Annotated in this window: 22 protein-coding genes and 1 tRNA gene; 9 read left to right on the top strand and 14 right to left on the bottom strand. The window is 31.8% G+C overall.

The window, feature by feature from the left end:
* Positions 1-156: 156 nt before the first annotated feature.
* On the top strand, positions 157-570 hold the full coding sequence (aroQ, locus tag IRZ80_RS03520) for a type II 3-dehydroquinate dehydratase (RefSeq protein ID WP_194640169.1): 414 nt from the start codon (positions 157-159) through the stop codon (positions 568-570).
* A gap of 85 nt (positions 571-655) precedes the next feature.
* Positions 656-3,130: a DUF5686 and carboxypeptidase regulatory-like domain-containing protein gene (locus IRZ80_RS03515; protein WP_194640168.1), complete on the top strand. Its 2,475-nt coding sequence runs from the start codon at positions 656-658 to the stop codon at positions 3,128-3,130.
* Positions 3,131-3,494: 364 nt separating this feature from the next.
* Here IRZ80_RS03515 and IRZ80_RS03510 read toward each other — a convergent pair whose 3' ends face one another.
* The 4 genes from IRZ80_RS03510 to IRZ80_RS03495 all read right to left on the bottom strand — a co-directional run bounded on the left by IRZ80_RS03510 (position 3,495) and on the right by IRZ80_RS03495 (position 6,920).
* On the bottom strand, positions 3,495-4,361 hold the full coding sequence (locus tag IRZ80_RS03510; protein ID WP_194640167.1) for a cation diffusion facilitator family transporter: 867 nt from the start codon (positions 4,359-4,361) through the stop codon (positions 3,495-3,497).
* 105 nt (positions 4,362-4,466) lie between these two features.
* Complete coding sequence (gene murA / locus IRZ80_RS03505) at positions 4,467-5,783, bottom strand: UDP-N-acetylglucosamine 1-carboxyvinyltransferase (RefSeq protein ID WP_194640166.1); 1,317 nt, start codon at positions 5,781-5,783, stop codon at positions 4,467-4,469.
* A 130-nt stretch (positions 5,784-5,913) separates the two neighbouring features.
* The gene (locus IRZ80_RS03500) at positions 5,914-6,621 is read right to left on the bottom strand and encodes a DUF4290 domain-containing protein (protein ID WP_194640165.1); all 708 of its coding nucleotides are present in this window, start codon (positions 6,619-6,621) and stop codon (positions 5,914-5,916) included.
* Between the two features lie 2 nt (positions 6,622-6,623).
* The gene (locus tag IRZ80_RS03495) at positions 6,624-6,920 is read right to left on the bottom strand and encodes a DUF493 family protein (RefSeq protein WP_194640164.1); all 297 of its coding nucleotides are present in this window, start codon (positions 6,918-6,920) and stop codon (positions 6,624-6,626) included.
* A gap of 352 nt (positions 6,921-7,272) precedes the next feature.
* On the opposite strand from IRZ80_RS03495, the gene IRZ80_RS03490 reads away from it, so the two are divergent.
* The 5 genes from IRZ80_RS03490 (at position 7,273) to IRZ80_RS03470 (ending at position 11,835) form a co-directional block, all read left to right on the top strand.
* The gene (locus IRZ80_RS03490) at positions 7,273-7,806 is read left to right on the top strand and encodes an AAA family ATPase (RefSeq protein WP_194640163.1); all 534 of its coding nucleotides are present in this window, start codon (positions 7,273-7,275) and stop codon (positions 7,804-7,806) included.
* A gap of 44 nt (positions 7,807-7,850) precedes the next feature.
* Positions 7,851-9,746: an ATP-dependent DNA helicase RecQ gene (locus tag IRZ80_RS03485; protein ID WP_194640162.1), complete on the top strand. Its 1,896-nt coding sequence runs from the start codon at positions 7,851-7,853 to the stop codon at positions 9,744-9,746.
* Entirely contained in the window at positions 9,746-10,693 is a 948-nt protein-coding gene (gene fmt, locus IRZ80_RS03480; protein WP_194640161.1) for a methionyl-tRNA formyltransferase, read from the top strand. The genes IRZ80_RS03485 and fmt overlap by 1 nt, the downstream gene beginning before the upstream one ends.
* A gap of 180 nt (positions 10,694-10,873) precedes the next feature.
* Entirely contained in the window at positions 10,874-11,146 is a 273-nt protein-coding gene (locus IRZ80_RS03475; RefSeq protein ID WP_077375548.1) for an HU family DNA-binding protein, read from the top strand.
* Between the two features lie 128 nt (positions 11,147-11,274).
* Positions 11,275-11,835, top strand: coding sequence for a YqgE/AlgH family protein (locus tag IRZ80_RS03470; RefSeq protein WP_194640160.1), 561 nt, complete (start codon positions 11,275-11,277; stop codon positions 11,833-11,835).
* Here the strand turns inward: IRZ80_RS03470 and IRZ80_RS03465 are convergent.
* Complete coding sequence (locus tag IRZ80_RS03465; RefSeq protein WP_194640159.1) at positions 11,827-12,666, bottom strand: aminotransferase class IV; 840 nt, start codon at positions 12,664-12,666, stop codon at positions 11,827-11,829. The genes IRZ80_RS03470 and IRZ80_RS03465 overlap by 9 nt on opposite strands.
* A 65-nt stretch (positions 12,667-12,731) precedes the next feature.
* Entirely contained in the window at positions 12,732-13,124 is a 393-nt protein-coding gene (locus tag IRZ80_RS03460; protein WP_194640158.1) for an START-like domain-containing protein, read from the bottom strand.
* A gap of 153 nt (positions 13,125-13,277) precedes the next feature.
* Between IRZ80_RS03460 and IRZ80_RS03455 the strand changes: the two genes are divergently transcribed.
* Both IRZ80_RS03455 and IRZ80_RS03450 read left to right on the top strand, forming a co-directional pair.
* Positions 13,278-13,351: transfer RNA gene (locus IRZ80_RS03455), tRNA-Met, on the top strand.
* A gap of 339 nt (positions 13,352-13,690) precedes the next feature.
* On the top strand, positions 13,691-13,936 hold the full coding sequence (locus IRZ80_RS03450; RefSeq protein ID WP_194640157.1) for a hypothetical protein: 246 nt from the start codon (positions 13,691-13,693) through the stop codon (positions 13,934-13,936).
* Between the two features lie 295 nt (positions 13,937-14,231).
* On the opposite strand, the gene IRZ80_RS03445 is transcribed toward IRZ80_RS03450, so the two are convergent.
* The 8 genes from IRZ80_RS03445 to IRZ80_RS03410 all read right to left on the bottom strand — a co-directional run bounded on the left by IRZ80_RS03445 (position 14,232) and on the right by IRZ80_RS03410 (position 25,226).
* Positions 14,232-16,631, bottom strand: coding sequence for a GumC family protein (locus IRZ80_RS03445; RefSeq protein WP_194640156.1), 2,400 nt, complete (start codon positions 16,629-16,631; stop codon positions 14,232-14,234).
* Between the two features lie 9 nt (positions 16,632-16,640).
* Complete coding sequence (locus tag IRZ80_RS03440) at positions 16,641-17,441, bottom strand: polysaccharide biosynthesis/export family protein (RefSeq protein ID WP_194640155.1); 801 nt, start codon at positions 17,439-17,441, stop codon at positions 16,641-16,643.
* 280 nt (positions 17,442-17,721) lie between these two features.
* A complete protein-coding gene (locus IRZ80_RS03435; RefSeq protein WP_194640154.1) occupies positions 17,722-19,140 on the bottom strand; it encodes an undecaprenyl-phosphate glucose phosphotransferase in 1,419 nt (472 codons plus the stop codon).
* A 76-nt stretch (positions 19,141-19,216) separates the two neighbouring features.
* Entirely contained in the window at positions 19,217-20,245 is a 1,029-nt protein-coding gene (locus tag IRZ80_RS03430) for an acyltransferase family protein (RefSeq protein WP_194640153.1), read from the bottom strand.
* A gap of 218 nt (positions 20,246-20,463) precedes the next feature.
* Positions 20,464-21,570, bottom strand: a complete 1,107-nt coding sequence (locus IRZ80_RS03425; protein WP_194640152.1) for a glycosyltransferase — start codon at positions 21,568-21,570, stop codon at positions 20,464-20,466.
* Positions 21,567-22,646, bottom strand: coding sequence for a glycosyltransferase family 4 protein (locus tag IRZ80_RS03420; protein ID WP_194640151.1), 1,080 nt, complete (start codon positions 22,644-22,646; stop codon positions 21,567-21,569). The genes IRZ80_RS03425 and IRZ80_RS03420 overlap by 4 nt, the downstream gene beginning before the upstream one ends.
* Before the next feature lie 154 nt (positions 22,647-22,800).
* Positions 22,801-23,997, bottom strand: coding sequence for a glycosyltransferase family 4 protein (locus tag IRZ80_RS03415; protein ID WP_194640150.1), 1,197 nt, complete (start codon positions 23,995-23,997; stop codon positions 22,801-22,803).
* A 5-nt stretch (positions 23,998-24,002) separates the two neighbouring features.
* The gene (locus IRZ80_RS03410; protein ID WP_194640149.1) at positions 24,003-25,226 is read right to left on the bottom strand and encodes an O-antigen ligase family protein; all 1,224 of its coding nucleotides are present in this window, start codon (positions 25,224-25,226) and stop codon (positions 24,003-24,005) included.
* Positions 25,227-25,310 lie beyond the last annotated feature (84 nt).

The following is a 25,310-nucleotide window of genomic DNA, read 5'->3' as shown; positions in this document are numbered from 1 at the left end:
TAAAAACCAGCTACTTAGCTGAAAAATTTCATCCTTACAAAAAGAACTTACATGATAAAAATAACATCAAAACATTGAATTTTTAAAACTGCAGATTTTTACACAAACAGCATACTATTCAATAGGTATTTTTTATTTTTACAAAAACAAAAAATTATGAAAATCGCCATCCTTAATGGTCCAAACTTAAATTTACTTGGAAAAAGAGAACCTGAAATTTACGGTTCGCAGACATTTGAAGATTATTTTGAAATTTTGAAAAATAAGTTCCCTCAACTAGAATTGACATACTATCAAAGCAATATTGAAGGAGAATTAATTGGAAAAATACAAGAACTAGGATTTAACTATGACGGAATAATCCTGAACGCTGGTGCTTATACACATACTTCAGTAGGAATTGGCGATGCTATAAAAGCGGTTACTACACCGGTAATCGAAGTTCATATTTCAAACACTTATGCTCGCGAAAGCTTCAGGCATCAGTCCTATATTTCCGGAAATGCCAAAGGAGTGATTTTAGGTTTTGGCTTAAAAAGTTATGATTTGGCTATTCAGTCATTTTTGTAATATTTTTATATAAACTTTAACAAATTCAGCTCTTTATTCGCGTAACATACTTACAAAAAAGCGTCAAACATAAAAACTAAATTTTATGAAAAACGCTTTTTTGTACTTTTTACTTCTATTATCTTTCCATTCTTTTGCCCAAATAAAAGGCACAGTCACTGACGAAAAAGGAAATCCGTTACCGTTTATCAATGTTTTTGAAGAAAACACCTATAACGGAACCACAACAAACGAACTGGGAAAATACCAGCTCCATTTAAAATCTACCGGCAGGAATAAAATTGTTTTTCAATATCTGGGCTTCAAAACCCAAAAAATAGCAGTTTCTGCAGAGAAGTTAAATCTCCCATTGGATGTAAAAATGATTGAAGAAAACTTCACACTCAATGAAGTAATAATCAGCACAAAAGATAACCCCGCAAACGCAATCATAAAAAAAGCAATTGCCAGCAAAAAAGAAAACACCCGCAAAACATCCCGCTTCAAAGCCGATTTTTATTCCCGAGGAATTTTTAAGCTGAAAAACGCTCCAAAAAAAATATTCGGACAGAAAATAGGTGATATGAATGGCGCTTTAGACTCGACCGGAACAGGAATTATATCACTTTCAGAAACATTTTCTAAAATTATTTATGAAAAACCAAACAATCTGAAAGAAGTTGTAACGGCATCCAAAGTAAGCGGAGACAACAAAGGATATGCATACAATACTGCTAGATCTTCCTTTTATGACTTTTATGATAATACGATACGTTTTGGCATCAATATGATTTCGCCAATAGCAGATAATGCATTCAATTATTATAAATATAAACTGGAAAGCACATTTGTCGATGAAAACAACCAGACCATTAACAAAATAAAGGTCATTGCTAAAAGAGACAAAGAGCCAGTTTTTGAAGGTTATATTTATATTTTAGAGAATTCATGGGCTATCTACGGAATAGATTTAGATATAAAAGGCTACCGCATGAAAGAAGATGTTATCGATGTAATGACGCTGAAACAAAATTTCAGCTACAACGAAACCAGTAAAATTTGGGCAAAAAAGACACAAAGTCTTGATTTCAGTGCAGGCCTATTTGGAATTAAATTCAGCGGAAAATACACTTACGTTTACAACAATTATGAATTTGTGGATTCATTTGACAAAAAAACATTTACCAGCGAGATTACTACAGTTGATATAAACTCAAACAAAAAAGACACGGTTTTCTGGAATGCAAACAGACCGATCCCACTAACAACGGAAGAAATTACCGATTACATTAGGAAAGACAGCATTCATAAAGTCCGCAACTCTCCAAAATACTTGGATTCAATTGATAAAAAAGGAAACAAGTTTAAGTTTCTCGATCCAATCACCGGCTATACTTACAAAAGCAGTTTCAAAAAATTTTCTTTGGGGTATAAAGGGTTACTCGACTTCAGCTCTCTAAGTTTCAATACGGTGCAGGGATGGAATTTTGATACTGGTTTTTCATATTCCAACTGGAAAAATGAAGAAAAAGGACGCCAAACCAACATTGATTTAAAAATCAATTATGGTTTTTCTGATGACCGCGTCCGCATTAATGGAAAATATTGGCACCAATTCAACAATCAGAATTATGCCAATATACAAGTTTCTGGAGGAACCTCTGTCGCGCAATTTAACAGAAACGAGCCTATCAGTCCTTTTATAAACTCTATCAGCACGCTGTTTTTCAAGGATAATTACATGAAATTATATAATCTGGAATTTGCCAAAATAGAGTATGGGCAGGATATTGCAAACGGTATTAATCTAAAAGGAAAAATTGAATACGAACAGCGAAAACCGTTATTCAACACAACAGATTATACTTTTATCAATAAAGACAAACTCTACTCTTCCAACAATCCGTTAAATCCGGACGATTATATAAATTCTGGGTTCGAAAAACACAGTTTGGCCAAATTGAATCTGACTGCCAAAATAAATTTCGGCAATAAATATGCTTCAAGACCAGACGGGAAATACAACATTCGAAACTCAAACTACCCAACTCTTTATTTAGGTCTTGAAAAAGGATTTGCCGGAACCGAAAAGAAATATGAATTTACCAATATCAACACACAAATTAAATACAGCCACACCTTTGGAAACAAAGGAGATTTTGGATTAAGCCTAAAAGCTGGAAAATTCTTTGATGCCGAAAATATTGCTTTTATGGATTACCAGCATTTCAATGGGAATCAAACCTATGTGGGATTATCAGGAAATTATCTGAATGTGTTTAATTTAATGCCCTATTATACAAACAGTACCAACGACAGTTATTTTGAATTTCACACTGAGCACAATGACAGAGGATTTATAATGAACAAAATCCCTTTATTAAACCTGCTTAAATCAAACTTAGTTGTAGGCTATCATTTACTTGCAGAACCAAATATCAATCCGTATTCCGAGTACAGTGTAGGATTGGATAATCTCGGTTTTGGAAAATTAAAAATGTTCCGAATCGATTATTTGCGCTCCTATCAAAACGGATTTCAAAACGAAGGAGTTATTGTTGGCATCAAATTCATGAATTAGATTAGGGTAATTTAGATTATTTGGGCGTGACCCTCCGTAAAAACTACGGGTCGGGCTTTCCGTTCCCGCTTTTTTTATTTGGCTAAAAAACGCCAAATAAAAAAGAGCTCCACTGCAATCCCTCACGCGCAAGGTCATTACGTTAGGGATTTCATGCTTGAATTTGCTCAAATATAAATCTCGCAAAGGCGCGAAGACGCAAAGAAATCCGATTTTAACTTTGCGCCTTCGTGTCTCTGCGAGAGAAAATTAAAGCTTAACTTAATAACATTGCTCTCACGCTAGCAAATACGAGCCAACAAAATTGACATAAAAAAACCAATACCTTTTTGAAGATATTGGTTTTACTATTTTATAATCATTTCTAATCCGGCTCAATATGAATTAATACATGTCCAAGTTCCGGTATTTCTTCCCGCAAAGTATCTTTGAGTTTATGAGACAAATCATGGCCTTCTTTTACTGATATAGTTCCGCTTACACGAGCATGAAGATCAACATGATATTTCATTCCCGCTTTTCGGATAAAACATTTTTCGGTATCAATAATACCATCAACCTGATGAGAAACCTGCCTGATTTCCTCAACCAGATCATCGTATAAATGTTCGTCCATAATTTCCCCAAGAGCAGGCCTGAAAATCAAATAGCTATTGTAAAGTATGAAACCTGAAGCAAACAGCGCAGCCCAATCATCTGCAGATTCATATCCTTTCCCCATAAACAATGCAATCGAAATTCCAATAAAAGCAGCAATCGAAGTCAGCGCATCGCTTCTATGATGCCAGGCATCCGCTTTTAGAGATGAGCTGTTGGTTTCTTTACTTCTTTTCATCACCAATTGAAAGGAATACTCTTTCCAGATAATAATAGCCCCAAGCACAAAAAGTGTCCAAGGTTTTGGCAGCTCATGCGGCGTTCGAATGTTTATTATGCTTTCATATCCGATAATCGTAGCCGAAGTAATTAAAAACCCAACAACCAAAAAGGTAATTAAAGGCTCGGCTCTTCCATGTCCATACGGATGATTTTCATCTGCCGGTCTGCTGGAATATTTTATGCCAAATAAAACTAAAAGTGAGGCAAAAATATCAGCAGTTGATTCTATAGCATCGGCAATTAGTGCATAAGAATTCCCGAAAACCCCGGCTAGTCCTTTTATAAGAGCAAGAGAAGTGTTTCCGATTATACTAAAATAGGTCGCTTTTATCGCTTTTTCTACGTTAGACATATTTCATTTTTTATTATAAACACAATTTAAGTCAATAAATTTTGAACTCAAACTGTATAAAAAAACGCTTAAATTATTTTTAAGCGTTTTTTAAAATTATTATTCTTATTGTTTTTCTCGAACTATTTTGGCTCCAATTGCTCTTAGTCGCTCGTCTATGCGCTCGTAACCGCGGTCAATCTGCTCAATGTTTTGAATTGTACTGGTTCCTTTTGCAGAAAGCGCAGCAATCAACAATGAGATTCCAGCACGAATATCTGGAGAAGCCATTGTAGTTGCTTTCAATACTGATTTAAAATCGTGTCCAATAACTACAGCTCTATGCGGATCACACAACATGATTTTGGCTCCCATGTCAATCAGTTTATCAACAAAAAACAAACGGCTTTCAAACATTTTTTGGTGAATAAGAACATCACCTTTGGCCTGTGTAGCTACCACCAGAACAATACTCAACAAATCGGGAGTAAATCCCGGCCATGGCGCATCTGCAATGGTAAGGATAGAACCATCGATATCTGTTTTTACTTCGTAACCGTCTTTATGTTCTGGAATATAAATATCATCACCCTGCTTCTCAAGGGTAATTCCTAATTTTCTGAATACGCTTGGAATAACTCCTAGATTTTCCCAGCTTACATTCTTGATAGTAATTTCACTTCTTGTCATAGCCGCAAGACCGATCCAAGAACCTATCTCGATCATATCAGGCAAAATTCTATGCTCACAGCCACCTAATTTTTCAACTCCTTCAATAGTCAATAAATTAGAACCAACTCCTGTGATTTTGGCACCCATAGAATTCAGCATTTTACAAAGCTGCTGCAAATAAGGCTCACACGCCGCATTGTAAACTGTTGTTCTTCCTTTGGCCAAAACTGCAGCCATTACAATATTTGCAGTCCCAGTTACTGACGCTTCGTCCAATAACATATCGGCACCTGTAAGTCCGTCTGGAGCCTCTACTCCATAAAAGTGATCTTCTCTATTGTATCTGAATTTTGCACCAAGATTGATAAATCCTTCAAAATGGGTATCCAAACGTCTGCGTCCGATTTTATCTCCGCCTGGTTTCGGGATATATCCTTTTCCAAAACGGGCCAGAAGCGGTCCGACAATCATAATAGAACCACGAAGCGAACCTCCTTCTTTCTTAAAAGCTTCTGTTTCTAAGTATCCAACATTTACTTCATCACATTGAAAAGTATATGAACCATGCCCTAGTTTTTCTATTTTAACTCCTAAATTCCCCAGCAGCGTTATCAGTTTATTGATATCGATAATATCCGGGATATTGTTGATTGTTATTTTTTCTGGTGTTAAAAGTACTGCACATAAAATCTGCAGTGCTTCATTTTTTGCACCTTGCGGGATTACTTCTCCTTTTAAACGTGTTCCTCCTTCAATTTTGAAAACTTCCATACTTTTTTTGAGTTTCTAAGTTTCTAAGATTCTGAGTTTCTAAGTTTTTTTTAAAAAGACATACAAGAAGAATTCCGCACTATCTCAGCAACTTAGCGACTTAGTAACTTAGCCACTTTAAATAAATTAATTATTTCTTTTGAAACGGTTTTTGTTTGCCGTTTTTATTATTCTTGTTGCTTTGAATTTTTGGCTGTCCTGCCGGACCTATTTTATTAGAAACCCTTTTATTGGTTCTTAATAAATCGGTGGTGTTTAATAACTCTTCTGAACTTTGCAGTAAATTTAGTTTTCCGTCTGATAACTCATAAAGGTGTTCGAAAATCACATCATCTTTTACGGTATCTTTGTTCCAGCTCAAATAGGATTTTTTCATGTGATTGGCAATTACTTTTACCAATGCACTTTTCATTTCGCCTTCCTCCCATTTATTGGCTACATCAATCATATACTTGATATTGTTTCCATAGTACCTGTATTTGGGATAATTTTGCGGATATTTCAAAGCATCCGGTTTAAGCTGCAGTACTTCCCTTGAAGGTATTGGATAAGGAGAATCGGCGGCTAATTTAAAATCAGACATGATAAATAGCTGATCCCATAGTTTATGCTGAAAATCAGGTACGTCACGCAAATGAGGATTCAGACTTCCCATTACCTGAATGATGTATTTTGCCGCTTTGTTGCGTTTTTCATCATCTTCAATAACAGTAGCCTGTTCGATCAGTTTTTGCAAATGACGGCCATACTCTGGAATGATTAAATGTTTTCTCTCAGAATTATATTCCAAGTTGAAAACTACATCATTCGCATTTTCTTTTTTATATTTTTCGATCATAATTATAAGGAAACTATACCTTCTATTGTGGATAATTCTTGGTACTTATCTATTACTTCCTGCGAATCTTTGGCCGTTACATCTACCGAAATACTGGTGAATTTTCCGGTTTTGGATTTTGTTGTTTTGATTACAGCTCCCATACAGTTGAAGGCATTTTCCACTTTTAGGATATTTTCTTCGTTAGTTGGCACTATAAATTTAAACAAATATTGAGCAGGCCATGAATTACTGTTATCCAATTCGGTTTTCAGTCTTTCGTAAAACTCTGCTGTCTTTTTTTCGTTGTCGTCGCTCATTCCTAAATAAAAATAAAGGCAAATATACGCTTTAGATTTTAGAATTTTGATTTTAGATTTAAGATTTAAGAATCAAGAATCAAGAATTTGATTTTTTTGATATTTAATTTTCTCTTTTTTATCCTTTTTTTATTTCCAAAAATGCCCTATCTCTCTCGCTCATAGCCGTGATGGGAAGGAAAATCCTTTTATTTTTTTCTTTCAAAAAATAAAAGATTTGGAAGGACAGCAGGAATCCATTTTTACTAAAAATTCCTTATCATTCGCTCCATAAACAACAGCCTATTTTAGTCTTAAATATTCTTTTAAAAAACCAATAAGTTTGAGTATTTTTGCCGTTTAATTTGAAAAAGTGCAGAAAGAAATTATTGTTATCATTGGCGGTCCTGGTACGGGGAAAAGTTCTATTATAAAAGGTTTGGTTGCCAAAGGTTATTGCTGTTATCCTGAAATTTCCCGTGAAGTAACACTTGAAGCCCAAAAACGCGGTATTGAACAATTGTTCTTGGAAGATCCCTTATTGTTTAGCCAAATGCTGCTTGACGGCAGAATCAAGCAATTTAATGATGCGAGAAATGAATCTCATCAATTGGTGTTTATTGACCGCGGAATCCCTGATGTTGTTGCGTACTTAGATTATATTGGCGATAATTATCCTCCTCATTTTGTTGATGCCTGCCACGCAAATGTATATACGAAAATTTTCATTCTTCCGCCTTGGGAAGAGATTTATGAGAGTGACAGCGAGCGCTATGAAAATTTTGAACAGGCAAAAGAAATACAAGAACACCTCACAAAGACTTATGTAAATTACGGTTACGACTTAATTGAAGTACCAAAAGATACTGTTGATAACCGAATTCTTTTTATATTGGATAAAATTTAGCAATTATTGAATTTCAATAATTAGTAAGAATCTAAACTAGAAAAATGCCAACAGCACTAGAAATTCTTCAAAAATATTGGCAGCATGACACTTTCAGGTCGTTGCAGAACGAAATTATTGATTCGGTTTTGGACGGTCATGATACTTTTGCACTAATGCCAACTGGTGGCGGGAAATCGATTTGTTTTCAGGTGCCGGCTCTAATGAACGAAGGAATTTGTTTAGTGATTTCTCCTTTGGTAGCACTGATGAAAGACCAAGTTGCAAATTTGCAGCGGCGCGGCATCAAAGCTATTGCTTTGACTGGAGGCATTAAATCTGATGAGATTATTGATTTATTAGATAACTGTCAATTCGGGAATTATAAATTTCTGTACGTTTCTCCTGAACGTTTGCAGTCGGATTGGATTCTTGACCGAATAAAAAATCTTCCCGTAAATCTGATAACGATTGACGAAGCGCATTGTGTTTCGCAATGGGGACATGATTTTCGACCGGCTTATCTGAAGATTTCGGAATTAAAAAAACATTTTCCTAAAATTCCTTTTTTGGCACTAACAGCCACGGCAACTCCTCGAGTAAAAGAAGATATTATAACCGAACTGGGAATGCAGAATCCTGTTCAATTTGCTAAATCATTTGCCAGAAAGAATATCGCTTACATGGTTTTTGAAGTAGAAGATAAACTTTTCAGAATTGAACAGATCCTTAAAAAAAATCCACAGCCATCTATTATATATGTTCGAAACCGAAAAGCCTGCCTGGAGATTGCTGAACAACTGCAAACTTTAGGATTTAGAGCTGCCTATTATCACGGCGGTCTTACTTCCAGAGAAAAAGACAAAAACATGCAGCTCTGGATGGAAGAAAAAGCGCAGGTTATTGTTGCCACAAATGCTTTTGGAATGGGAATTGACAAACCTAATGTAAAAACCGTAATTCATATTCAGCTGCCCGAAAACATAGAAAATTATTATCAGGAAGCGGGACGTTCCGGTCGAAACGGAGAGAAAGCTTTCGCCGTTTTATTAACCAGTCCATCTGATATTATTCAGGCTGAAAATCAATTTTTGAAAGTTTTGCCTGATAAAATGTTTTTGACTACGATGTATATCAAACTCTGCAATTATTTTCAGATAGCTTATGGCGAAGGAATAAACGAAGAATTCATGTTTAATCTGAATCATTTTTGTCATAAATATGATTTTCCTACACTGAAAACGTTTAATGCCATGCGCTTTTTAGACGGACAAGGAATTCTGACTCTGTCCCAGGAATTTTCAGAAAAAATAACTTTGCAGTTTCTAATCTCGTCCAAAGAAGTCATTCGTTATACAAGCCTAAATCCAAACGACGAGGAGATTATTTTAACCATTCTTAGAACATATCCTGGTGTTTATGAAATGCAGACCGCATTTAATTTACCGCTGATTGCCAAAAAATCGAACCATTCGGAAGTTTCTGTACTTGCCGTCTTACACAAATTAAAAGATAAAGAAATTATTGAATTTCATTCAAAAAACAATGATGCCGTTTTAATTTTCAATGAAATCCGCGAAGATGAAAGAACAATTAATAAAGTTTCCAAGTATCTTGTCCGCCAAAATGAACTCAAAAAAGAACAATTACATTCGGTACTAAAATACGTAGCTGAAAAAAACAGCTGCAAAAGCAAAATGATTTTGGATTATTTTGGAGAAAAAACAACTGTTAATTGCGGTATTTGTTCCTATTGCATCACCCTGACAAAACCTAAAAAGGATTTCAAAGCTCTTTCTGAAAAAATTATAGCCTTATTGCAAAATGAAAGCCTAAGCTCAAGAGAAATTCAAAACAAGACTAAAAATACTGCAGACGACGTTATCTTTGTACTGCAGCAATTATTAGAAGACGAACTTTTAATAATTCAAAAAAACAACAAATACATTTTAAAAACCTGATGAAAAAATTACGAATCATATTTATGGGAACTCCTGAATTCGCAGTAGGAATTCTAGATTCTATAATTAAAAACAATTATGAAGTAGCAGCTGTAATTACCGCAGCCGACAAACCAGCAGGCCGAGGACAGAAAATAAAATATTCGGCAGTAAAAGAATATGCCTTAGAAAATAATTTACACTTATTACAGCCGGCAAATTTAAAAGATGAAGCTTTTTTGGAAGAATTAAAATCACTGGAGGCTAATTTGCAAATTGTAGTTGCCTTTAGAATGCTCCCAAAAGTAGTTTGGGAAATGCCATCTTTAGGAACATTTAATCTGCATGCGTCACTGCTTCCTAATTACAGAGGCGCTGCACCAATTAATTGGGCAATTATTAATGGCGAAACAAAAACCGGCGTAACTACATTTTTTATTGATGACAAAATAGATACCGGCGCAATGATTTTGAGCAGTGAAACCGCAATCGACAGCAATGAGAATGCCGGACAGCTACATGACCGTCTGATGCATTTAGGATGTGACACTGTCATTGATACTTTGAAACTGATTGAAAACGGCAATGTAACCACTGCTATTCAAAAAGATTCATCAGACATCAAAACAGCTTACAAGTTAAACAAAGAGAATTGCAAAATTGACTGGTCACAATCTACTGCAGCCATTCACAATCTTATTAGAGGATTAAGCCCATACCCTGCAGCTTGGTGTTATTTTACAGACAAGAATGAAGAATGGAATGTAAAAATCTATGAGGCCAAAGCAATTATAGAAAAACACAATTATGAAATTGGCTTTCTAATCTGCACTAAAAAGGAAATGAAAGTTGCCACGAATGAAGGTTTTATTCAAATAGTAAGCCTGCAGTTTCCAGGGAAGAAGAAAATGACCGCTGCAGAATTATTAAACGGAATAACATTTTCAGAAAATGCAAAAGTTCACTAACATCAATAAAAACAAGGGTTAAGTACCGTTTCTTTCAGAATTTTATATTACTTTATGAACAATAAAAGTAAGTTATTAACAAAATATGCTAATTTTGTATAAAACATTTGCACACACCGTATTTCCTGCTAATTTTGTTCTATTAACAATTATTTTAACCAACAATTAACATCCATTATTATGAACAAATCAGAATTAATCGACGCTATCGCTGCAGATGCAGGAATTACTAAAGCTGCTGCAAAATTAGCGCTTGAATCATTTTTAGGAAATGTAGGTGGTACTTTGAAAAAAGGTGGTAAAGTATCTTTAGTAGGGTTCGGATCTTGGTCTGTATCTTCAAGAGCTGCAAGGGACGGAAGAAATCCTCAAACAGGAAAAACTATTCAAATAGCCGCTAAGAATGTTGTAAAATTCAAAGCTGGAGCAGATTTAGAAGGAGCTGTAAACTAATCTATAGTTTATTTCATATAATTAAACCTTCCGATTGGAGGGTTTTTTTGTGCTTTTAAACGAATAAGGCAGGAAAAGTTTGGTTACTCAATATAATTTTTCTTAAATTTAATTAAAAATATAGCCTTATGATTTCAGAAAAATTAAAAAAAGGATATCTACTTATTGCTGAGCCATCAATAATAGGAGATTTGTCATTTAATAGATCTGTAATTTTATTAGCAGATCATAATCAAGATGGCTCGGTAGGCTTTATAATGAACAAACCACTGAAATATACAATCAATGATTTGATTCCTGAAATAAATGCCAGCTTCAAAATTTTCAATGGCGGTCCTGTAGAACAAGACAACCTGTACTTTATCCACAATATTCCTAAACTGATACCCAATAGTATTGAAATATCCAATGGAATCTATTGGGGAGGAGATTTTGATTCAACAAAAGATCTTATAAACAGTGGTCAAATCAAAAAAGAAAATATTCGTTTCTTTCTTGGTTACACCGGATGGGAAGAACATCAGCTTGAAAATGAAATGAAAGCCAATTCATGGATTATTACAAAAAACAGCTACGAGAATAAAATAATCGGTAAATCGACTCTTCATTTCTGGAAAGAACAAATCATGGAATTAGGAGGCGAATACCTTATTTGGTCTAATGCACCTGAAAACCCTTATTTAAACTAAGCCTAAACTATCGTTTAGCAACGTCACTAAAACCTTTGAGGTTTCAACTGAAAATTCCTTTTTTCTGTACTTTGTAATTGGCTGTATACCTTTAATCACATTTGTCACAAACAATTCGTCAGCTTTTTGAAGATCAAAAGGAGAAATAATTTCTTCAAATACTTCAATACCCTCAATTTTTTTGGCTAATTCTAGAATCTGTTTTCTCATAACTCCATTCAGACATCCTTCTGAAACTGGAGGAGTAATTAATCTGCCCCCAATAAGCATGAAAACATTGCCCTGTAATGCCTCAACAACATTTTTGCTGTCGTTTAATAAAATACAATTATCTAAGCCATTCTCATGTGCATAAATACTTCCTGTTACATTTATCAAACGGTTAGTTGTTTTAATCGAAGACAGCAATTGTTTTGCAACATAAAAGTCTTTATACAAATCAACTTCATATTCCTGCCCATTAAGCGAATATTCTTTATTTTCGAGCGGCATGGTCTTTATCAAAAACAAAACTGTGTTATCTTGTGGCAAATAATAACCGCCATTATTTCTACAAACTGTAATTCTGGCTCTAGAAGATGATTCTATATTATTATTTTTAACCAAAGTGAGAATCTGCTCTTCCAAATATTCCATCGTGAAATTCATTGGAATTTCCATTCGAATTACACGCATCGAAGACATCAGCCTAAAGTAATGATCTTCCAGAAACAAAATCTTCCCATTAACAATTTTTACAGTCTCAAAAACTGCATCACCGTATAGAAATCCTCTATTTTCAACTAAAATATTTGTATCTTCAGATACAATTGTACCATTAAAATTTATCATACTGTTTTTCAAAAAAAAGTCACGCTAAAAAGCGTGACAAATATAAGTTATAATATACAATTTCACTACACTGAACCTATAACATGTTTGAGGTCTGAAATTTGATTTTCCCATAGCTGGGTTGCTTCTTCAAGATCTTCTTTATGAGCAAAATCAACAACCATCAAAGAGACATCTTTGGTCAACTCATCCTCTAAAATATTTAATTCAAAAAAATAATCTGTATCCTTATTATTCTCGTCAACCCACCTAAACTTTACTTTTTCTCCCGATTTTTTTGAAGCCAATCTTGCTTTCTCCTGAGAGTCGTTCCAAATAAAAGTAAAAAACTCACCACGGGAATTTACATTATCTGCAAACCACTCAGATAGGCCTGATGGGGTCGAAATATACTGATATAATAATTGGGGGGAGGAATTTATGGGGAACTCGATCTCGTAACGCACTTTTAAATTCATGAATACTGTTTTTTGTTTGCGAAATATATAGATTATTACTCCAAAAAAAAAACCTTTTCAAAAAAAAATTTTTTTTATAGATTTTGCTTGCAAACTCTAATTATTATTCTATCTTTGCACCCGCATTCAAGGACAGGATATGTCCCCAAATATGGCGAGGTAGCTCAGTTGGTTAGAGCGCAGGATTCATAACCCTGAGGTCACGGGTTCAACTCCCGTCTTCGCTACAAAAGACAAAACCCTTAAACAGAAATGTTTAAGGGTTTTTTATTGAAGTTATAACCTCCTGAACATGCTATAAGTTGTGGATTTATCAAAAAATACACAATCTAAATACTAGAAATCCATCAATAAATTAGACAATTTATTGTATCTTTTCAGTTTATCATTTAAATCCATTCATCATTAAATCAAGAACTTAAACAATAAAATTTACCTGCTATAATTCTTCTATAAACAGAAAATTTTATCTATTATTAAAAAATAATCTCTTAAAAAATTAAAAACAGCGATACTCTAGCAGTAATTAAAACAGCCTTTTTGCAAACAAATTAATCTAAACTAAAATGGATATAGTCAAATTTAAAATCACATCGAAAACTATAAAAGTAGAAGTACGCAATTCTAATAATTATGTTTTTAATTTTAATACTGCATTAGAGATTGCAAAAGAAGACAAAGATGTTTTACTAAAGCTATACAATGCACTAGACCTTCTTTTTAAGAAAGAAAATGCTCCCGAAACAAAAAACTATATTTCACCAAACCAAACAAGCATACTAGACCAAATTTCAGCTGCTGATAATTTATAAAAGGAAAAATAATATTGAGGCAATCTTACACAAAATCATCAGCCATATTGAAACAAAAAAATTAAGGAAAATCAAAAAATAACGCAAAAACATTTTTTGTCTTCCCTACAAAAAACGAATTCTCAAACACTAACTGTTTAAATTTTGGTAATATGGTCAAAAATATCACTATATAAAAAAGAAAAAGATTAACCACTCAGAATTCAAATACGAACTCAACCCTTCTCAAACATAAAAAAAGCCCTTAAACACAATATTTAAAGGCTCATTCATTTTCATTTAAGATATTTTTTCCTTATCTCTTTAATATTTTATTATACCAAGAGGTTTTTTTAACATTCACTCCATAACCATATCCATAACCATATCCTTTTGTTGAGTCAGTATCATTTAACAATAAGCACATATTTGGCAGTTTATTTGCTTTGTACAATTCATTAGGGATATTCAGCATACGTTTTTCCAAAAAGTTTGCACGAGCAACATATATAAAGCAATCAGCATGTTTAGCAACCAACAGTGTATCTGTTACTAAACTCACAGGAGCGGTATCAACAATAATATAATCATACTGAGTCCTAAGAATTTTAAAAAGGTCATCTACTTTATTACTCATTAATAATTCTGCTGGATTTGGAGGAATAACCCCTGCAGGAAGGATGTAAAAATTATCGAAACCATCTTGCTTTACAATTAAATCATCCAATTTTACATCTTTCGATGATAAATAATTCGTGAAGCCCCTGCCTGGTAAAGCAAAATATTCATCTAATCTTGGATTCCTGATATCCATACCAACCAGTAATACTTTTTTACCAGACAAAGCAAAAGTTCCTGCAAGATTAGCTGATACAAAGGTTTTCCCTTCCTTAGGAAAAGTAGAAGTCAAAAAAATAGTTTTAGCCCTATTTTCATCTGCCTTGCTTAATATAAATTCCAGATTAGTCCTAATAATTCGCAACGCCTCTGCAGAACTGGTACGACTTTCAGATTTTATGATCTCCGAAGGCGAATCTGAAGTAGGAACATCTCCCACAAAAGGAATTAAAGTTTTTCCTTCAAGATCTAACCTGCTCTTTATTTTAGTATCCAACAAATCAATAACATAAATAATTCCAAAAGGAATCAATAACCCCAGCAATAAAGCCACTAAATAAATGACGTTTTTCTTAGGAGAAACAGGTATTTTCAAAGCTTTACCAGCATCAATTACACGAGCATTTGGTTCTGTTGCAGCCAATGAAATAGCTGTTTCTTCTCTTTTTTGCAGCAAGTACAAATATAATTCTTCTTTAACTTTCTGCTGTCTTGCAATTACTCTAAACTGATGTTCCTGTACTGGAATCTTTTCAATTTTGTTATTCAAAAGACCTTCGCTTCTTTTTAAATCATTTTTTTGAATAATTAAATTGGACTGCATTCTTAACAGACTAGCCTTTACATTTGATTTTAATGATGCTATTTGCTGCTCTAATTTGATTACAGAAGGATTCTCCGAAGTAGCAGATTTCAGAATCCTATTACGATCTAATACTAATGCATTATAAGAATCTATTAAATTACCTGTATCTCCCTGAGTACTTATAATGTTAGCAGGTAGTAAATCAGAACTACTGCTTTTTTTAATAAAGCCCAACATAGAAGAAATAACATTCAATTGAATTTCTGTTTCTACGCCTTTTTTAACATATTCGTCTGAACCTTTAACATAAAGTTCAGCTTCTGAATCAATATCGGTTATTTTATTGGAAGTTTTAAAACTTTCGACATTTTTCTCTACACCATCTAATTCCTGTGTAATTATTTCTAATCTGTTATTTATAAATTCTGAAGTATTTTCTGCAATAAAATTTTTATCTGTCGCCGCATTACTATTATAAATTGCTATCAGATTATCTAAAAAAACCTCTGCTTTTTTCACAACAGGATCTTTTATAGTAATTTCTACAACACTGCTAGTCTTGCTTATAGGATTCACTACTAATCGTTCTCTAAAACTATTAACTATATCTTCGAGCGGACTAATTACGACATTAATCTCCTTTCCGTTCTCTTTATTTTTTTTTGTTTTAAATTTTGTTTTATTGATAATCATTTTTCCATTCCTAGTAGAAATTAATTCACCATAATGAAATTTATTAGTACTTGAATAGGTTTTTAAATTTTCATCTGTCATATCAATTTTCAATTGAAAAACATCTGACGTTAGTTCCGTATAGTCTAAATTTATTCTTTCTTTGTAAAAAGAATTTTCAGGATTAACAAGTGTGACTTCTATAGGAGCATCTTTGTAGAGCTCTACATCCATTATCTTTCCCTTAAAAAAAATACTTACAGTAAGATTTAACTTTTTTATAGTACTCTCTATTAATGTTCTTGATTTTAAAATTTCAATTTCATTATCGACATTACTTTTCATCCCGCCAGCTATTCCTCCAATATCAGCAAAAGCTGAAAGTTCAGAAAGCATACCCCCTTTTTTTTCATCTTTTACTAAAATTGTTGCTGAAGCCTGATACTGAGGTATTGTATATCTTAAATATAGAAAAGCAAGAATTAAACAAATGCCAATCCCTAATCCAAACCATTTCCAATGAATCAAATATTTATCAAAAAATGCTTTTAAATCAAAATCATTCTCAAAATCATTCTCAAAATCGTTATTAAAGCTATTATTATGAATACTTTTTTCCATTTAAAAATTTTAGTTTGAAGAAGTGACAATTAATGTAATTATAGTAATTATTAAAGATGTAATTGAAATAAGCACTCCTGTATTAGGTCCGACTGCAGCTCCGTTTATTTTATTTTTATTGGGTTCAACATAAATTACATCATTTTGTACCAAATAATAAAAAGGAGAGTTGATAAAATCAGCTTTAGTAATATCTACCCTATTATAAGTTTTAACACCATCAACCTCTCTAATAATTAATATATTATCTCTTTTACCATAAATAGTCAAATCTTTTGCCATTGCCAAAGCTTCAATAAGAGTAATTCTTTCAGAAGAGACAGTATACGTCCCTGGCACAGTAACCTCTCCCTGCACTGAAATTTTAAAATTCATGATACGAAAGTTAATAATTGGATTTTTAATATAAACCGCTATTTTATCATGTAGCATTTTTTGCACATCAGTACGGGAATAACCACCCACATTTAATTTCCCTAAAACAGGAAACTCAATATTCCCATTGGAATCAACTAAATACAACTGCATCGTCTCCTGACCACGAGAAATATCCTGTCTACTTGGACTAACCATACTTACAGTTCTTAAATTGAATGGGATAGTAATTTCAGGATCTTCGGCAGATACTATAATAGATAATAAGTCATCCGGTCTAATTTTAATTTCGTAACTATTAGCATTTTGTTGAGATGACATTCCATCAATATTTTGATAATAGACAATATCTTGTTTTGAAGCACAAGCATTAAATAAAAACAACAGTGATAGAACAACAGCAATCTTTATATAAAAAGAAAATATCAATTTCATTAGACTTACAATTTTAGTTGGCAAATATAGGAATTTAAAATTTTATTCCTCTCAATTAAGAATTTTGAAAAAACATATAAGATACTAAGAGCTTGTTTAAATTTTATTTTTGAGATTTATTATTAGATGATTTTTGAGTGAAACTAGGCAAATTTTTATAAAATAGCAGAGCTATTGTATAAAAAATTTAACGAAGTTGTAGCCAAAAATCATCATAAGAGAGCCAATAAATAAAACTTAAACAGGCTCTAATTATTTTATTTTAAAATAAATTTAAAGTTTAATAGGCATTCTCTTCCCCTTTAAAGATATTCACAACTGTTTTTATGATGATTTTCAAATCCAGTAACAAACTCCAGTTTTCAATATACCAAATATCAAAATCCACACGGTTCTCCATATCTATTAGTTCTTTTGTCTCTCCACGATAACCATTTATCTGTGCCCAGCCAGTAATTCCTGGTTTAGCATATTGACGAACCAGATAATGATTAATTAATCCCGAATACTGTATCGTATGATTAACCATATGCGGTCTAGGCCCCACTACAGACATATCTCCCCAAAGTACATTAAAAAACTGTGGCAGTTCATCAATACTGGTTTTACGAATAAAGGCCCCAGACTTTGTTAAACGACTGTCTCCTTTTTTGGCCTGCAAATTATTAGAAGAATCATTAACCCTCATACTCCTAAATTTTAAACACTTGAAAGGTTTATTATCCCTACCTGTTCGCTCTTGTGTAAAAAAAACTGGCCCTGGTGATTCCATTTTTATAATTAACATCAAAAGGGGGAAAAGCCAAGGAAATATCAACAAAATAACTCCTAACGAAAAGAAAATATCAAAAACTTTTTTAACCAAACGATTAACCGTAAATTCCAAAGGCTCACTGCGAAACATTAATACTGGTGTATCTTCATAAAAAGTAATCTCAACTTTACTTGATTTAGTATACAGCTGAAAGTCAGGTATAAATTTAATACGAACCATGTGATGCTCACAAATTTGAATTAATTTATTAATAACTGCAATATTATCAATATGCAATGCAACATACATCTCGTCAACTTGTTTTTTAAAAAGAAACTCCTCTACATTGTCAAAATCTCCCAAAACAGGAGAAGATATAAAAGCAAAGGGATCCACTTTTTCATCAAAAAAACCTAAAAACCGATAACCATATGTCAAATCTCTTGCCAGTATTTTCCGAATTCTTTCACCTGTATCATTGGCACCAACAATAATGAAATTTCTAAAATTATAACCCTTAGCTCTTATATATCCTAAAAGCCTCATACTTAAATATCTTGATATCATTAAAAGACAAAAGAAAAAAATATAAAAATACGATAACCTCAGATTTGAAATGTTGGGATATTTTAAGAAACCGACAAAAACAGCAATTAAAGCCGCATGAAATACTATTTTTTTTGTTGTTCTTTTTAAAATAGATTCTATTGGCTCCACCCGAACAATCCTATAGGAATCACGATGTAGTAATAATCCAACCCATAGAATATTACATAGCAAAGATATTGTCTGTACTTCTCTTAAGAAAAGATGCTCAATATTACCAAACCTGCATAAAGCGGAAAGAACTATTGCAGTATTCAACAAAATAATATCCCAAAAAACAAATATGAGTTTGAAATAACGAGAAAAATTATGATTGTTTAATTTCTGTAAAATCTTCATACTAAATATTATTATTTTATAATTCCTCAATTAAAAAAAATTAGAAACTATGTAAAAGTAAATTTAAACCGTAAAATTACTCAATTAGTGATTTCATTTTTTTTCCCATATCAATAGAGGATTGTTCTATAAACTTAAAGGTAAAATGAGAAAAAATTACGGTCAACAATAGTACACATATAACCTTTAAAAACCCATTAATACTTTTAAAAAATATAGTATTCTCAATTAAAAAAATTGATACTGGATGAAATAAATATACCGAATAACTAATTCTCCCTAAATATTCTGAATATCTATTACTAAATTTAAATTTAACTAAGGTTAAAAACATAAGAATACCTGAATAGTAAGTGATTGTATATTTAATCCAACTTTCATTATGTCCCAAATCTACACTATAACCAAGTTTACTTATGATGGGAATAGCTATTATATAAAATATAATATAAATCGAAGCGTATTTTTTTATTTGCAAATTTCCTTCAAGTAAGTAATGCCTATAATATGAACCGAAAAACATAAGAGAAAGTGATAAAAATAGACCTATTGGTAGTTTTAACCCTAACATTCCTCTAAAAAATGCCACAATTATTGAAATGACTAAAAATAGTACTGAGATACTAAATAAATATTTTTCATCTGAAATCTTATTAAAAACAAATACAATTACCACTAAAAAGTAAAAAATTAATTCAATTTGAAGTGTCCAATATAAACCAAAAATATTCCTTACTCCGATAAATTGTTGAAGCATCGTAAGATTCAAAAGAAACTCTCTTTGAGTAAAGCCTTCAAATAAAAGAAATCCAACGATCACAGAAACCCAATAAACTGGATATAATCTAAAAAACCTTGAAATTACAAACTTTTTAATAGCTACAATTTTAGAACCTCTAATACTGTAAGGAATTACGATTCCACTAATTACAAAAAAAATGATAACAGCTATTTTTCCTAAATCAAAATATTTTGAAAAAAAATAGGCTATACTCGATAATTCTATACTCTCTTTACTGAATGTTAGAATTGAATGAAATATTAAAACCATTATTGCTGCAATTCCTCTAGCGGAATCTAAGTAACTCAATCTATTAACGCTCATAAATTATATTATTACATTCATTATTTCAAAACTACTTCTTAATTGTTTCATAATGAATGATTAAATCACATTTTTATTTAAAGAACTTGTTAGTTTTTTAACAATTAATTCCATTTAAGAGTTAGCCTTAATTTACTACTTATGTAGTCTCTTATATGGATGACTAATTTCAGTTATCTCCATCTTTAGTCAAAAAAACTAATTCATTTATATTAACACTAAACAATTGTTGTTTTTTCTTTAACAAAAGACAAAAAATTATCATTAAATATCTCTGTACTAAAACTTTCAGCATGTACACGGATTATAACAGGATCAAAACTCACTTGCTCAAATTCTTCGACAGCCACAATTATTGAATCACTAGTTTGTTCCTTAAACAAAATCCCTGTTAAACCATGCTTTACAGTCTCAAGACTTCCTCCCTTTCCATAAGCAATTACAGGTGTACCACAGGCTTGTGCTTCTACAGGTACAATTCCAAAATCCTCTTCTGCAGCAAATACAAATGCCTTCGCTTTAGCCATTTTTTCTTTCAAAACTTCAAAACTTTGATAACCTAACATTTTTATATTTGGAAGGCTTGACACAACTTTATTTAATTTTTTAAATTCTGGACCATCACCAATAACCACAAGTTCTTTGTCAGGCATTTTTGAAAAGGCATCCACAATAAGATCTACTTTTTTATAAGGCACTAATCGAGAACACGTTATATAGAAATTTTCTTTATTAGTCTGTAATGTAAAAGCATTAACATCAACAGGAGGATAAATTGTATCTGATTTACGTCGGTAAATTTTATTAATTCTGGATGCTATGAAATTTGAATTGGCTATAAAATAATCTACACGATTTGAGCTAGCTATATCCCAAATACGTAAATGATGCAAAAAATATTTTGCAATCATACCCTTAAAACCAGTTTGTAGATTTGCTTCTTGAATATATTTATGATGCAAATCCCATGCATAACGTACCGGAGAATGACAATAACTAATATGTACCTGACTATGATTGGTTAACACCCCCTTTGCCACACAATAGGAAGAACTTATAACTAAATCATACGATGATAAATCAAACTCTTCTATTCCATATTTAAACAAAGGAAAATAGTTTCTATACCGTTTAGGACATCCTGGCAAGCGTTGAATAAATGAAGTCGTAACCTTTGATTTATTAATATTGAGTCTTTCTAGAATATCATCATTGGCAACTAATGTAAAAATATCAGCATCTGGATACAAAGAATGTATAGATGCAAAAACTTTTTCAGCACCTCCCATTTCGGTCAACCAATCTTGAACTAATGCTACTCTCATTTAATGTTATTATTAATAATATTACTTAATTTCAAAGCACTTTGATCCCAAGAAAAACGTAATAGGTTTTGTCTTCCTTTCTCTACTAACTGCTCCCTTAATGCTTTATCTTTCACCAAAGTAATCATTGCGTTGCTAATTTCATCAATCGAATTTGGATTACAATATAATGCACTATCCTTAAAAACCTCTGGCAAAGAACTAACATTCGAAACAATTACTGGACATCCACAAGCTTGCGCTTCTAAAGGAGGTATCCCAAAGCCTTCATAATAAGAAGGATAAATAAACCCCAATGCATTTGTATAAAATTTTATTAACTCTTCATCAGAAACTCGCCCAACAAATTGAAAGGCTGTATTACTACTATATTCCTGTATATCAATTGATTTAAAAATTTTACTTTTTATATCACCAATAACTATTAATTGCAAGTTATTATTATATTCATTTGATATTCTTTGGAAAGCTGCAAGCACAGAATGTAAATTTTTTCTATAATTTAAGGACGAAACTGCTACTAAATAAGGAACTTTCGCTTGCTCTAATGAGCTTGAACCAATAGAAAATTGATTAGCTACAGCATTATAGATTACTGTTATTTTATCCTGAGAAATTTTGTAAAACTTAACAATTTCGCTTTTAGAAAAATCACTTACAGTAAGAACATGTTTTGACGAATAAATTACTTTGGGTATTAAAAACTTATAAAAAAACAAGAACTTTTTAGAATACGTTTCTGGATAAGCCAAAAATGCAACATCATGAATCGTTACTATTTTATTTTTATAAAACAATGGAGCAGTATTAGCGAGATTTAACAGAAGTGGATTCCCTTTGCTCTTTAAAAAATTAGGCAGATCCATCTGCTCCCAAATATGTCCTGTATTGTGTCCAATAATTATAATATTTAATTCATCTGCTAGCTCAGCATTAACTATATTTTTGGGTGCAAAAAACTGAATTTCAGAGCCATAAATACCCTTAAGCCTTCTTGACAACTCTATCGCAAAACGTTGAACTCCAGTAATTGATTGGGTTAGAAAACGTGCATTAACCGCAATTGTATTTTCCATATTTAATAAGTATTCAGAAAATTACCAAATTTTAATTTAATAAGATAATCACTATTTTTATTTTAGCCTGTTTCGTTATAACCAGAAAACAGATTTATAAAATGACATAAACAATAAAAGAATTCTAAAACACTTAAATCAAATTAGTAAATATTTATAATGCATCACATAACTCAATATATTCATTTAACATTCTATCAACTGACAAAAAAGGTTTAACTGACTCGGACGATTTACTAATAAGATTATTTAATAACACTCTATCCTTATTTAGACGTTTCATTGCTTTTGATAACGAATTAACATCGGACGGATCACAAAGCAAACCATTCACATCCTCTTTGATTATTTCAGGTAGTCCCCCTATTTTTGAAGCAATAACGGGTACACTATAAGCTGCAGATTCAAAAGCAACTCCTGGAAATGTATCCGGCCATATTGATGGTACAATTGAAACATCAATTTGTGCATAAAAATCAGCAGGGTCAACATATCCCAAAAACAGAATTTTAGAACTATTTGCCAAAATTTTTAACTTTGTTTCGTATTCGATAATACCTTTTCCACCAATGAGTAAAGTGGCTTCAAAATCTAAAGACAAAAACTCATCTATCAACCACTCCAGCCCTTTCGCTTTAGCAAGAGTTCCTAGATAGCCAAACCTAAGAGGAGTATTGGTTTGAACTAAAAAAGGAGCCTTAGTAATTTCAATATCACGGGCATTATAAATAACATATTTGGACACATTCAAAAAATAACCATCTTGAACAAATCCATCAATTATAAAGGAACTCACTCCAACAACTGCTGTGACTTTTTGAGTAGCTTTCTTATGCGGAAAACGAAAAATATAACAAGAATTACATTGAGAAACACAAGCATGTTCCCCTTTAAACATATTAGAATTAGGACATCTAAAATATTGATCATGAAGAACTTGAACAACTGGTATTTTCAACTTTTTAATTTCATCAAAAATACAAATAGACCAACCAGATATATTATGTAAAAATACAATTGTAGGTTTTTCTTTCTCTAAAACTTCCCTAACAAATTGATTCATTTCAAAATTATAAATATCTCTTATATGCCAACCTAATCTACGTAATTTACTAGGTTTATTCTGATTAAAATGCCAATAAAAATTACGTATTCCAGCCCTATATACTTTTACACCGTTTATTGTTTCAGATGATAATCCTGACTTATTAGAAGTAGCCAAAACGGAAACGGCAAAACCCATCTTTGCCAAACCCTCTGCTTGTACTTGCATTATAATCTCAGCACCACCAGCAATATTAGGAGAATAAAATGAATTTATAAATAAAAATCTATGTGACTTTTTTTTCATTTATTTTAATATTTTAAATTATAATACATATTAAATCTTGTTTTACCTCGAGTACTTTTTAAGGAAAAATATTCAAATTTTTTAAAATGACATGAAAAAGCAATAATACACCATGTAATATAAATAGAAGTAGCTTCTTGCAAAATAGGGAATAATATTGAATATAATAACCATGCTATACTCAAACATAAAAAATTATAATTATTAGAGGAAATATTCCCACCTAGCCTATTTACAATAATAAATATTAACAAGATTCCGAGCGTTCCAAAACTATAAATTAAAGATAACCAAGAATTTTCAAAATTTGAAATATTAGTAAAATATTGAGATCTTGGGGAAAAAAATTCACCTCCCATTCCGAAAAGCCAATTCACCTTTATACTCGTAATACCATTTTGTATTCTTACAAAGCGCAAAGCATCAGAAAGTGATGTCTCAGATTCAGCAACAGAATTAACCAATAATTGATCTATAATAATAATACAACCAAGTAATATAAAACAAAAAACAATCCACTTATTTGCCTTACAGAAATAAGAATAAACGAACATCAAAATAGATACGCCTAATAATAAATAACCAGCTCTAGTATTGGCCACAATTAAAACATAGCCAATTAATAATGTAGCAATTATCTTAAAAATTTTATTATATCGTTGATTAGTAGTAACGCAAACCAAAGTAAACCAGCTAAACTGAGATAAAGCCATAGGGCTAACAAAACAATAGCGCATACGCAGAGTATCGCCCCTTAATAAGGTAAATTCTTCTTTTTCAGCTACAAAAAAATAACTATAATTACCTCTTGATTCAAAAAAAAATATCCAAAAAGCACCTAAACACATCAATATAATAATAAGACATAAGTCTATGTCAAAATGCTTTCTATTTACCTGCTTAAAGTAATTAAATACCGGCAAACCAGTTGACAGCCAAAATACATGATCAAAACTAAATCGATTAAGAAACAGATCAATCAATAATGTTATAAATACAATAAAGATATACTTTTTTAAAAAAAAATCTTTTGAAGAAAATAACACTACAAATAAATTTGTCAATATCACAAACTCTTTCCAAAATGTTACTTGAGGTACTGATATAATCTTTATAAATAAAATATTAAAAGGGAATAAAATAAAAAAAAGTCTATTTAGATTATACAGTATTTTTTTATTCCTATTATTTTTTAATGTTAAAATTGGATTATTTACACTCCCTCTCATAAATCACTAATCTTAACATTTTTAATTAATAAATGCAAAAAAACAACTTCTACTAATATAATAGAAAAAAAATGAATCCCTAAT

The sequence above is a fragment of the Flavobacterium sp. HJJ genome (genome assembly GCF_015351475.1).
GTDB classification, from domain to species: Bacteria; Bacteroidota; Bacteroidia; order Flavobacteriales; family Flavobacteriaceae; genus Flavobacterium; species Flavobacterium marginilacus.
The sequence above is the reverse complement of the archived record's forward strand: the minus strand, read 5'-3'. Positions and strand labels throughout refer to the sequence as shown.